The sequence below is a fragment of the Phormidesmis sp. 146-33 genome (assembly GCF_052939515.1).
The window spans coordinates 1-10,853 of sequence record NZ_JBJPHU010000170.1; the positions used below are offsets into that span (position 1 = coordinate 1).

At 49.3% G+C, this 10,853-nt stretch carries 11 protein-coding genes and 2 pseudogenes; 5 read left to right on the forward strand and 8 right to left on the reverse strand.

The annotated features are described in order from the left end of the window. Positions 1 to 246: 246 nt before the first annotated feature. The 3 genes and pseudogenes from ACJ2PR_RS33240 to cysE all read right to left on the reverse strand — a co-directional run bounded on the left by ACJ2PR_RS33240 (position 247) and on the right by cysE (position 4,074). Positions 247 to 1,302 carry a type I restriction-modification enzyme R subunit C-terminal domain-containing protein gene (locus ACJ2PR_RS33240; protein WP_446880257.1) on the reverse strand — a complete coding sequence of 352 codons (1,056 nt, stop codon included), beginning with the start codon at positions 1,300 to 1,302 and terminating at the stop codon, positions 247 to 249. A 495-nt stretch (positions 1,303 to 1,797) separates the two neighbouring features. Further along, positions 1,798 to 3,003 (reverse strand): annotated as a pseudogene (locus tag ACJ2PR_RS33245) (DEAD/DEAH box helicase family protein); the annotation flags it as partial. Positions 3,004 to 3,261: 258 nt separating this feature from the next. Next, complete coding sequence (cysE, locus tag ACJ2PR_RS33250; RefSeq protein ID WP_446880254.1) at positions 3,262 to 4,074, reverse strand: serine O-acetyltransferase; 813 nt, start codon at positions 4,072 to 4,074, stop codon at positions 3,262 to 3,264. Between the two features lie 151 nt (positions 4,075 to 4,225). On the opposite strand from cysE, the gene ACJ2PR_RS33255 reads away from it, so the two are divergent. Beyond that, positions 4,226 to 4,438 (forward strand): hypothetical protein, encoded by a 213-nt coding sequence (locus tag ACJ2PR_RS33255; RefSeq protein ID WP_446861493.1) that lies wholly within the window; start codon positions 4,226 to 4,228, stop codon positions 4,436 to 4,438. A 401-nt stretch (positions 4,439 to 4,839) separates the two neighbouring features. Next, positions 4,840 to 5,097, forward strand: coding sequence for an RNA recognition motif domain-containing protein (locus ACJ2PR_RS33260; RefSeq protein ID WP_446861492.1), 258 nt, complete (start codon positions 4,840 to 4,842; stop codon positions 5,095 to 5,097). A 219-nt stretch (positions 5,098 to 5,316) separates the two neighbouring features. On the opposite strand, the gene ACJ2PR_RS33265 is transcribed toward ACJ2PR_RS33260, so the two are convergent. Further along, a complete protein-coding gene (locus tag ACJ2PR_RS33265; RefSeq protein WP_446861491.1) occupies positions 5,317 to 5,586 on the reverse strand; it encodes a GlsB/YeaQ/YmgE family stress response membrane protein in 270 nt (89 codons plus the stop codon). 775 nt (positions 5,587 to 6,361) lie between these two features. Here ACJ2PR_RS33265 and ACJ2PR_RS33270 point away from each other — a divergent pair. Beyond that, positions 6,362 to 7,756 (forward strand): DUF3084 domain-containing protein, encoded by a 1,395-nt coding sequence (locus tag ACJ2PR_RS33270; protein ID WP_446861490.1) that lies wholly within the window; start codon positions 6,362 to 6,364, stop codon positions 7,754 to 7,756. Positions 7,757 to 7,927: 171 nt separating this feature from the next. After that, complete coding sequence (locus ACJ2PR_RS33275; protein WP_446861489.1) at positions 7,928 to 8,362, forward strand: resolvase; 435 nt, start codon at positions 7,928 to 7,930, stop codon at positions 8,360 to 8,362. A gap of 49 nt (positions 8,363 to 8,411) precedes the next feature. Here ACJ2PR_RS33275 and ACJ2PR_RS33280 read toward each other — a convergent pair whose 3' ends face one another. The 3 genes from ACJ2PR_RS33280 to ACJ2PR_RS33290 all read right to left on the reverse strand — a co-directional run bounded on the left by ACJ2PR_RS33280 (position 8,412) and on the right by ACJ2PR_RS33290 (position 9,852). After that, entirely contained in the window at positions 8,412 to 8,672 is a 261-nt protein-coding gene (locus tag ACJ2PR_RS33280) for a DUF3146 family protein (RefSeq protein WP_446861488.1), read from the reverse strand. Between the two features lie 6 nt (positions 8,673 to 8,678). After that, complete coding sequence (gene pth / locus ACJ2PR_RS33285) at positions 8,679 to 9,308, reverse strand: aminoacyl-tRNA hydrolase (protein WP_446880255.1); 630 nt, start codon at positions 9,306 to 9,308, stop codon at positions 8,679 to 8,681. A gap of 211 nt (positions 9,309 to 9,519) precedes the next feature. Further along, positions 9,520 to 9,852, reverse strand: coding sequence for a TatA/E family twin arginine-targeting protein translocase (locus ACJ2PR_RS33290; RefSeq protein WP_446861486.1), 333 nt, complete (start codon positions 9,850 to 9,852; stop codon positions 9,520 to 9,522). Between the two features lie 78 nt (positions 9,853 to 9,930). On the opposite strand from ACJ2PR_RS33290, the gene ACJ2PR_RS33295 reads away from it, so the two are divergent. Next, on the forward strand, positions 9,931 to 10,116 hold the full coding sequence (locus tag ACJ2PR_RS33295; protein ID WP_446880256.1) for a hypothetical protein: 186 nt from the start codon (positions 9,931 to 9,933) through the stop codon (positions 10,114 to 10,116). Positions 10,117 to 10,143: 27 nt separating this feature from the next. Here the strand turns inward: ACJ2PR_RS33295 and ACJ2PR_RS33300 are convergent. After that, positions 10,144 to 10,808, reverse strand: a pseudogene (locus ACJ2PR_RS33300) (IS5 family transposase); the annotation flags it as partial. Between the last annotated feature and the right edge of the window lie 45 nt (positions 10,809 to 10,853).

A 10,853-nucleotide genomic window follows, 5' to 3' on the forward strand; every position in this document is an offset into this window, starting at 1 on the left:
TTAATGTGTTGGCACTTTGACTTTGACTCGGCATAGTTTGAACGGTAGACCCAAACATCTTTCGAGTTATTTGGATTGATCGTAATTTCTCACTCTACGATCACGGCTAATCCCATTCGACTCTAAGGAATGAGAATCAAATAATGTCGAATTTGTAGAAACGCACCACCCACGATCGGTTTTGTTTAATCCACAATCCTTAATCTCTTCAAAATCAATCCCAGATCGCTTCCCTCTGCCCCCCAATTATGCCGCCATAGACTCATTTAACTCCTCAATAATCGACTCCATCTCATCCCCAAATAGCTCATACATCCGCACCGTTCCACCCATACCAAACGGCTCATACTCCAAATCTCCCACCTCTAGATGAAACGAAGTCGCTAGATAATCCTTCACCATCCGCAGCCACTCCATCTGCACCTCGCTAAACTTCAACGCTCCTGCCTGCTTGCCAAACACCCACTCCTGAAAATTGCGGTTCACCGTCGTCTCATAGCTCGTCAGCGTCGAGTCAATTCCTACCACCCGCCTAATCAACGCCACCAGCGCCACCAACTCCGAAATCGGGCTTTTACCATTCACCTGCTCAATTTGCTCATACGCCTGCCACACCCGCAACGGGGCCAACGTCGGCTTTTGTGCCCTCAAGACATCCAGCACCGCTTGAATCATCTGATAAGTCAGCGATCGCCGTTGATAAGGCTGATTATAAAAAATCCGCAGTGCCGTAATTTCATCCTTGTTCGCCTCGATAAAATCAGCAAACTCTTGAATCACAGATTCTGCCTGCTCTTTTGCCTGCTGATCCCATCCTGCAAACGTCACGCGATCGAGGTTCACTACATCAATAATTTGCTCATGCACTTTCCGCACCGTATCCAAATACTCAACCAGTTCTCCCGTAAAGATCGTTGCCGCTTCCCGAATCAAACCCTTCTGAGCCGTTTCGATCTGCCCATCCGTCGGCAACTCCAATTCAGACAATCCACCCTCAACCCGTGATCGCGCCAAAATTACATCCGGGTCATGAGCATCGAGCAGCGTCCTGGCGATTTCTCTGACACTCCTACCGCCCGACAACGCCTGCAACCGACCCTGCTCCTGATGATTCATTTGCAGTTCCAGCCGCATCAACCGACTCGCCAACGACAAAAAGGCATCCTCATCCTCTGCCCCCATCATCACGCCCATCATCAAATCTTTGATCGGTGCAGATGGTTTTCGCTCTAGCGATCGCGTGTCCGTCTTCAGCGATTTTGTCACCCCCACCGCATCCACAATCACAAAATGGGTTTTCATGCTGCGAGCAGAAGGGGTGACTCGCTTCAAACCGTCCTCATCCAGCGTTCGCGTTCCCCGTCCTTTCATTTGATCAAAGTAGTTCTTCGATCGCACATCTCTCAAAAACAGCAGACACTCCAGCGGTTTCACATCGGTTCCGGTCGCGATCATATCCACCGTAACTGCAATGCGCGGATAATAGTCATTGCGAAACTGTGCCAGCACCGATTTGGGATCTTCTTCCGCTTTGTAAGTCACCTTCTTACAAAAGGCATTCCCTTCGCCAAACTCCTCTCGCACAATTTTGATAATGTCATCTGCATGACTGTCATCTTTAGCAAAAATTAGCGTCTTGGGCACTTCCTGTCGGTCTGGAAAAATCTCCGGCAGCTTGTCGCGAAACGCCCGAATGATATTACGAATCTGGCTAAGGTTGACCACATCTCGATCGAGCCGACTGCCCGAATATGAGACCTCTTCGTCTAGCTGCTCCCATCGCTGGCTGCGGGTGAGTTTTTCGCGCTTTTCTACATATTCTTTTGCAACTAGACGGCTACCATTTTTCGTAATCTCAGTCTCAATAATGTAAGGCAGATATCCCACATTTACGCGATCGAGAACTGCCTGTTCGTGAGTGTATTCGCTCACCACATTTTCGTTAAAAAATCCAAACGTGCGCTTATCGGGCGTTGCGGTCAATCCAATTAAGAACGCATCAAAATAATCCAGCACCTGCTTCCAAATGTTGTAGATCGATCGATGGCACTCATCAATCACAATGAAATCGAAAAACTCAATCGGTAAGCGATCGTGATACACCACAGGCATCGGAGCTTTAGGCAAAATCAACTCATTCGGGTTCGCTTCTTCTGCCTTTTCGTCTAGCTCCTCTCCTTTCAACACCGAGTAGAGCCGCTGGATTGTTGAAATACAAACCTGACTATCTGCCGCCACATAGCTCGACTTCAACCGCTGCACCGCATAGAGTTCGGTAAACTTACGATTATCATCGTTGGGCGTAAACGACATAAACTCCTGCTCTGCCTGTTCGCCCAAATTCTTAGTATCAACCAGAAATAGAATTCGTTTTGCCCCTGCAAACTTCAACAGACGATACACAAACGTAGCTGCCGTAAAGGTCTTGCCGCTTCCCGTCGCCATTTGGATCAGCGCCCGTGGACGATTCGCCTTAAACGACCGATCCAAATTTGTAATGGCACAAATCTGACAGTCTCGCAGTCCCTCAGTTAGCAAAGCTGGCAAATCCAACAATCGCCCTCTCAATGACTTATCTTGCTTTAACCAGGCTTGAAATGTCTCAGGACGATGAAATGCAAAAACAGGACGGGCGCGAGGCTTGGGGTCACGGCGATCGGTCAGCCGAGTCATTGTCCCCGTACTTTCATAGATAAAGGGCAGCGGCTTGTTGTGAAGATATTTCAGCTTACTGTCTGCATATTCATTGGACTGCTCCTCCACGATCGTCAAGCGATGCCCTTCCTCCTCACGCTTGGCTTCAATAATCCCGATCGGATGGCGATCCACAAACAGCACATAATCAGCCGGGCCCGCATCGGTTTGATATTCGCGGACAGCAACCCCAAGACCAGCACTGAGATCGATTTTCTTCTTTGGCTGCACGACCCACCCCGCCTGCTTGAGAAGTTTGTCAATGCGATCGCGTGCCTTTTGTTCAGGATTTTGGTTTGCCTCTGCCATACCGTTTCTAGCCTTGCGCTTCTCAAGTCGGCTTCAACAAGTCTTTGCCCAAGCGTTTGTAAACACTTCACCACAAAGACTTTGCCCTTATGCTTCCCAAGCCTAGCGCAAGATTATGGAATTGTTTTATACCTCAGAAAATGGTACGTTTTGCCTAACTCAACCCACTTATGGACTTCGAGCCTATAAGATCTGCTTAAAAACACCCTGAATTTCATCGGTAGGGTGTATCAAGCCACGCAAAACGTATCTCCGTAGCTAAATTCCTGCACCATCGAGAAACTCATCAATCACCCGATCGCGTAGCCGACAGCTTGGAGTAGGCTCAACTGGCTCAGAAGCCGCCTCAGACGGCAAGTTTTCTGGAAGCTGACCTGACTCATCTTGAGGAGAAACGGCCGCCAGCGCATAACAAGCCGCGATCGATTGGCGAGTTTGTAATCCTTGAATCTGCTGTTCTAAAGTCTCAATGCGATCGACCAGTGCTCGAATCACCTGCGCCTCAGAGTCTGGAAGTCTGCCATGCTCTAATGGCTCAACCCGTTCTCCTGAGCGATAGACAATCCGACCTGGAATGCCCACCACAGTACAGTCAGAAGGGACATCGCGCAAAACAACCGATCCTGCGCCAATTCGGACATTGTTGCCGATTTGAATATTGCCTAACACTTTGGCTCCTGCCCCAACGACGACATTTTCGCCGATCGTCGGATGTCGTTTGCCGCATTCTTTCCCCGTTCCGCCCAGCGTTACGCCCTGGTAGATCAGCGCATAATCCCCAATGATTGCCGTCTCACCCACGACCACACCCATGCCGTGATCGATGAAGACCCCTTTGCCGATCGTCGCCCCAGGGTGAATCTCAATCCCAGTCAAAAATCGAGCAATATGAGAAATAAATCGGGGTACAAAGGGCAGACCGATCGCGCCAAGCCAGTGAGCAAAGCGATGGAAGATCAACGCCTGGAGACCAGGGTAACAAAACAAAACCTCTAACCAATTTCGGGCGGCGGGGTCGCGATCGAAGATAATTTTGAAGTCAGTAATCAGGGTATTTAGCACAAGTGGCACCCGTTGCGGCTTGATAGACCAATCATCATCTTAGCTTGAGAGGGCATCGGTGTGAGGCAGAGAGTCAAGCGCTAATTTGAGCCAACGCCCACCTTGCTTGTCCATTCTTGCTACCATCCAAAAAGACCCACCGCGCAAAGGAATTTTCTCCATGTTTCTTGACGAACTCTCGCCCATCTTTAAAGAAGTTACTCAACAGCCTGTGGCCTTTTTTGGCGGACTCTTTTCGGGGTTGCTGCGGTTGAGTCTTGCGGATGACCCGGTTAAAAGCTGGCTCGACCAAAACGCTGGCACCTCTTACACAACTGCTACTAGAAGTCAAAACGGCAACGGCAGTGGGCCGCAGTCCATCTCGATCGACTAGCTTGCCAGAGATTTGCGGTTCCAGACGCTAATTTTTAACATTGCGACATCCGTAATTTTAGGTCGTGTTTGATCCCTAACGATTGGTTGGGGATCTAAATACTTTCTAGGTTCGCTCTGATTTAGCGTCTTCTGCAAAGATTGAAATTTAACGAGTCCTTTAACTTGAATTAGCCTGCTTATTCTACTCAATGATTGAGCAAATCACTGGGAATAGAGAGCGCTAAATAGTAGAGATTGAAATTTTTTGAGTATTAAAAGTGCAGTTTGTAATCTAGATGTTCTTTTAGAACAAAAATAGAGTCTACGATGTGAGCAGTATGATATGTGGATGCTTTCGCGAACTAGATTGTAGTCGCCAAAACGTCCCAGCCTTTAGCTCTACGTTCGGATGACTATCTCATGACAATCTACATCGGAAACCTGTCCTATCAAGCCACAGCAGATGATCTCAAAGCGGTTTTTGCTGAGTATGGCGAGGTCAAGCGTGTCGTATTACCCACCGATCGCGAGACAGGTAGAATGCGGGGCTTTGCGTTTGTCGAAATGACAGAAGATGCTCAAGAAGATGCCGCGATCACGGAATTAGACGGGGCAGAGTGGATGGGCAGACAGCTACGAGTCAACAAAGCCAAGCCTAAAGAAGAGGGGCGAGGGTAGATTTACTGCAAAATTTTTGACGGTTCTAGCAGACGATTAAAGGGTTTGGGAATGTCTTCCAACTCTATCTCTGACGCGATCGCCAGCACCAAATCGACACTGAAAAGGTTCCTCCCAGACGTAAGTTTTTAGCTTGAGAGGAACCCAGATTGTCAATCTCATTTTTTGCAGCTTGTCACCCTGTTTACACAGTTTCGTAGCAACCGTTCGCAACGTTAGTTAGACTGCGCGACGAGTCAGCAAGCCCCACAGGAAGATCGCGATGATTGCGCCCAAGACGGCTACAAACACACCAGGAATGCTTAAACCTGCTGCCGTAAGCTGAAGACTTCCAGTTTGCAGTAGGGTAAACAAGCTGCCGCCCAAAAATGCACCGACGATGCCCAAAATCATTGTTCCGAGAATACCGCCGCCTTGATCACCAGGGTAAATTGCTTTTGCGATCGCGCCTGCAATCAGTCCTAAAATAATCCAAGCAATAATGTTCATATCCGTTTCTCCTAAATTATTTGGCTCACAAGTAGAGAATATCAATTCACTGAAATGAAGCCCATCTGCCGAAGGAGATAAACCAAAACATCATGCGGAATAGGAAATTTTGTCAGACTGCTTTCTGCGAACAATTCACCACAAATCACACTCACAATCAACTTCTAGAATGCAGTGCCAAGCAGTTTGTGCAAGGTTGATTTTTACTCTGAGATCGAGAATCAAATAACCTGCATGTTTGTGGATACTTGTACCCGTTAAATTGGCGTTGCTGATTGAAGGAATGAATCTGTGAGAAGTGTCAATCTTTTCGCCCCCTAAATCCCCCATTCTGGCGGACTATGACAGAGGAAGGATTTCCAAAGTTCAAAGCCATGACGACTGCTCACAGTCCCCCATTCTGAGGGATTTAGGGGGCTGAAGCCGCCTGAAACAGAGCGACAACGACTTGTGTGTACACCTAGCTTTTTAAGGGGGATTAAGGGGAATCTCTAGACTGTGCCTCCAACGGTACGATTCCCCAACCTCCTTAAAAAGGGGGCTAAGAAAAAGTTGCACATCGCATACATAACTAATTAGATGAAACAAGACGGTGGAAAATAGAAGATTTGCGCTTTTCCTCTTATCTATTTTCCGCAGGAACAGTCCAAAGTGCATAATATAGGCTGAATCTGAACGATGTGTCTGTCCGCAATTTCCTAAAAAGATTAGGAACGACCTGGCATGACAGCGATCGCAGATTTAAGTTGCAGCGCAGAGGCTTTGTAAAGACTCAATGTCCAGTGGGATCATCCTGATTTTGGCAGTACTAATTCTGGGTGGGGTGATTGCTACGGTAGGCGATCGCATCGGTACCCGTGTGGGCAAAGCTCGTCTCAGTCTGTTTAATTTGCGGCCCAAAAAGACGGCGGTTTTGGTGACGATTTTAACCGGGGGCTTGATTTCTGCGACGACGATGGCCTTGCTGTTAGTCACGAATGAGCGGCTGCGGGTGGGAATTTTTCAACTGGGGCAAATTGAGCGCAAACTGTCTGGCACCCGTGACACCCTCAAACGAACGCTCAACGACCTGCAAAACACGATGACTCAAAAAACGCAGGTCGAGCAAGAATTGAGTCGAACCAAGACCGAACAGGCGCGAGTGCAGACCCGACTCGATCGGATTAATCTATCGCTCAAAGACGCGATCGCCAAACAGTCTCAAGCAGAAACCCAGCGCAAACGAGCAGAATCTCAGCGAGATGTCATTCGCAATCAACTGAGTACTGTTTCAGAACAGGCCCTAAAACTGCGATCGGAGATTAGCCAACTCCAATCTGAGCAGCAAATTTTGATCACCCAGCGCGATCAGGTCAAACAGCAAATTTCTCAACGCGACGCAGAAATCGCCCAACGCAACGCCGTTATTGAGCAGCGCGATCGTGACATTGCCGAGCGAGACCTCGTAATCGCCCAGCGCGAATCTCGACTCAAAGAGCTAGAAGCCCAGCAAACCTATCTGGCGCAAAAAGTTCAGTTATCTGAGCAAGAAGCGGACTTGATTCGTCGGGGCATTTTGCGAATCCAACGCAATCAGGTGTTGGCCTCCGCCGTTGTGCGAATCACCGATCCCAATGCAGCTAATCAGGCGGTCGATCAACTGTTGCGTAAAGCGAATCAAGTGGCGTTGCGGGCGGTGCAGCCGGGGGTTACCGAAGAGGAGCAGATCGTGCAAATTACCAATCCTGAAGTTGAGCAGCTTGTCGCTCAGATTAATGATGGTCAAGATTATGTGGTGAGAATTATTGCGGCAGCAAACTATGTGCAGGGTGAAAAAACGCCTGTTGCGGTGTTTGCGGATGCGGTGCGTAATCAAGTGTTGTTTTTGGCGGGGGATGTGGTTGCGTCTAAGTCGATCGAGCCGTCCCAACTCTCAACCGAAGAGTTAAATCAAAGCATCAGCCAACTGGTCGCCGCTTCTAACTTTCGGGCGCGTCGGGCTGGCGTTTTGACCGATGGAGTGCAAATCGATCGCCTCCAAACCTGGTCAAGTTTTGTGGATCAACTGCGACAGTACAACTCGTCGATCGAGATTCGGGTGGTGGCGGCTGAGGTGACCTATACGGCGGGCCCGCTCAAAATAGAATTGGTGGCTGTGCAAAATGGACAGGTGATCTTGAGAACTTCTTGAGGAAGGGATGAGGGAGAACTTGGATGATCTGTTCCCCGGTAATCCGCTTTGCGAGGAGGGATGAAGGATAAGGGATGAGGCGGCGTTGTCTTTCGTGCGATGGGCACCAGAAAGCGGCAAACGAAGTGACAATGATATTTGGTCGCAGTGGTACGAGAGATGGGGCAGACGATGGCAGATGAGATTTTTCCTGATCAGCCTGTGATTTTGGGATTCGATCCGGGTCGTCAAAAGTGTGGATTGGCCGTGATGGGAGTCGATCGTCGGCTCTATTATCATCAAGTGGTTGCCGCAGAAAAAGCGATCGCGACGGTGCAAACCCTGCGTCAACAGTTCCCGATTTCTCTTTTGGTGATCGGCGACCAAACCTCTTCTAAAGCTTGGAAACAAAAGATCTCAGACGATTTGCCCGACCCCTTGAGAGTAATCACCGTAGACGAACGAAATAGCAGCTTGGAGGCGCGCGATCGCTACTGGCAAATGTATCCCCCCAAAGGTCTAACTCGCTTGCTCCCCCAGGGAATGCGAACCCCTCCGCGCGAAGTCGATGATATCGTAGCCATTCTGCTAATCGAGCGATATTTAGAACGATTGGTCAGCGATTAGGTTTCAAGTCTGTACAACTTCTCACACCTCACACCTCACTTCTTCACCTCTACAACTCCGCTCGAATCGTGAATGAATAATCGCCGCCAGGTTCTAATTGGTAATCTCGCTGCTCCAAAAAGCGGCCCAAAGGTTCTTTGATCAAGGCTCGACCTAGAGAAGGCTCAACCAAAAGCCGCCCCTGACGAAAATGCCAGAGAAAATGCCACTCAAACTGATTAGCGCGGACTTCGCCTTCGATGCTACCTTGCTGCCAACTTTGGCGGGTGATGCGGACGTGGGCGGTTGTTTCGGGGAGACGTTTTGACACAATACTTTAGACAGTCGGTTGCTCAACACTACGATTGTTGTAGAGACTCATCGCTTTTTCAACCCCTTGCTTGAGACTGAGGTCGATCGCGTCCACGGTCAGCTTTAGGACTTCATCGATCAACTTGGCATCAGTGCCCGACAATTTGCCCAGGACGTGAGAAACTGCGTCTTTGTCTCCAGGAGCGGCTTTGGGGCTGCCAATTCCAATTCTCAACCGGGGAAAATCTTGAGTTCCTAGATGACTAATGGTTGACTTCATGCCGTTTTGACCTCCGGCCGACCCCGACAACCGAATTCTCAACCGACCAACGGGCAAATCCATATCGTCGTAAACCACCAGCACCGATTGAGGCGAAAGTTTGTACCAGTCTACAACTGCCCGAATTGCCTGCCCAGAGTTATTCATATAAGTGGTAGGCTTGAGCAGATAAATTTTGCTCCCTAAACTGCTGCCTTCCCCAAACCAGCCCTGAAACTTTTTGTGTTCGGCGAGTTTGATTTGCCACGATCGAGCTAGGGTATCGATCGCCATAAATCCAACGTTGTGACGAGTCTTTTCGTACTTTGCCCCCGGATTGCCAAGCCCAACAATAAGTTGCGGAATGATCAGCTTGGGAGGAGTTGCTTCGGTCATGGTAAGGGCGATCGGGTTTTGAAGTGGGATTGTCTTTAACGTCAGTTGATGAACGTCTTCACCTCGCTTGCAGTGGGAACGCCCCCTAAATCCCCCACAAGTGAGGGACTTTGAACCAGAAATCTTGTTTTGAAGTCCCCCAACGTTGGGGAGTTGGGGGGCAGAAGGATAGAACACCGAAGCGAAAAACTTTCATCGAACTTACCTGTCTTTAAGTGGGATTGATTGGCTCGGTGCCAGCAGCGATCGCTTCTTCAGTGACAGGTTCAGAAGATTCGGCGACGGGTTCGCTCACAGATTCAGCGGGTGCGAGGGTGGGCTGAGAAGGCTCTAGAGTGGCAGTCATCGGCTCGTTAACCGTTTTTTGAATCTGTTCGGCTTCTCGCTTAAACTCGGCTTCAAAATCCTTAGAGGCATCCTGGAAACTCCGGAGGGCTTTTCCCACGCTGCGTCCAATTTCGGGAAGTTTTTTGGGGCCAAAGACCAGCAGAGCAATCACCAGGATTAGCACCATTTCTGGCAAGCCAATTCCAAAAACATTCATACCTTTGCCTCCAGCTTTCTCACCGATGTCTCATTTATTGTAGTAGTCGTCTGTCAGTTTTGAATTGAGGACTTGAGAGTGAATGAGGGAGAAGTGATCTCTGATCCATCCTTTTTTGACGAAGCTCTAAAACAATTTAATGACTTCTTTGAGCGAGAGGTAGATGCCCAGTCCGCAACTGATGCAGAGGGCAATGGTACCATCCCAATCGAGGTCGGCTTGCAGTTTTTCCTGAGTAAGCAGTTTGATTCAAACTTTGATTAGGGCGATCGCACTACCTAGGGTGTGTCATCAATTGAGCCAGATGACGGAAGCTGCAAGATGAATCGCTCCCAAAAAGTTCACCGCTCGTTTGTCGTACCGGGTCGCAATCGCCCAATACTGCTTGAGTTTGGCAAAGAAGTTTTCGATCAAATGGCGGGCTTTGTACAACTCTTTGTCATACTCCCGCTGTTGCTTGCGGTTGCGTTTTGGTGCAATCACAGCAGTCTTGCCTTGTGCTTCGAGCGGCCGAATCACTCGCTCATCTGCATCATACGCCTTGTCCGCCAGTACAGTATCTGCGACTAAATCCGGCAGCAACTTGTCGGCTCCATCCAGGTCACAGGCTTGTCCAGGCGTGAGATGACAGCTCAACGGATTGCCTAACGCATCCACTGTGGCATGAATCTTGGGACTCAATCCGCCCTTGCTGCGACCCATCGCTTCTGATTCTGGCTCCCCCCCTTTGCACCCGCACTGTGTTGGTGGGCGCGGACAATCGTCGCATCAATCATCCCGTATTCGTTATCGGCATCTTCCGCTAAATGCTGAAAGACTCGTTCCCACACGCCGGTTTTTGACCAACGGCTAAAGCGCGTATGCACCACCCGAAAGTCACCAAACCGCCCCGGTAGGTCGCGCCACGGCATCCCCGCTCGGTAGCGATACAGCACAGCTTCGATAAAACGTGAATTCGATGGAGTTTTCTCGCTTCGTTATTCAGCACTTCTGCCCCCCAA

Excerpts from the sequence above, each read along its gene's own strand:
- ACJ2PR_RS33275 (WP_446861489.1), top strand. The coding sequence starts at position 7,928 with ATGGCAGATGAGATTTTTCCTGATCAGCCTGTGATTTTGGGATTCGAT.
- ACJ2PR_RS33255 (WP_446861493.1), top strand. The coding sequence starts at position 4,226 with ATGTTTCTTGACGAACTCTCGCCCATCTTTAAAGAAGTTACTCAACAG.
- ACJ2PR_RS33290 (WP_446861486.1), bottom strand. The coding sequence starts at position 9,852 with ATGAATGTTTTTGGAATTGGCTTGCCAGAAATGGTGCTAATCCTGGTG.
- ACJ2PR_RS33265 (WP_446861491.1), bottom strand. The coding sequence starts at position 5,586 with ATGAACATTATTGCTTGGATTATTTTAGGACTGATTGCAGGCGCGATC.
- ACJ2PR_RS33260 (WP_446861492.1), top strand. The coding sequence starts at position 4,840 with ATGACAATCTACATCGGAAACCTGTCCTATCAAGCCACAGCAGATGAT.
- ACJ2PR_RS33240 (WP_446880257.1), bottom strand. The coding sequence starts at position 1,302 with ATGAAAACCCATTTTGTGATTGTGGATGCGGTGGGGGTGACAAAATCG.
- ACJ2PR_RS33270 (WP_446861490.1), top strand. The coding sequence starts at position 6,362 with ATGTCCAGTGGGATCATCCTGATTTTGGCAGTACTAATTCTGGGTGGG.
- pth (WP_446880255.1), bottom strand. The coding sequence starts at position 9,308 with ATGACCGAAGCAACTCCTCCCAAGCTGATCATTCCGCAACTTATTGTT.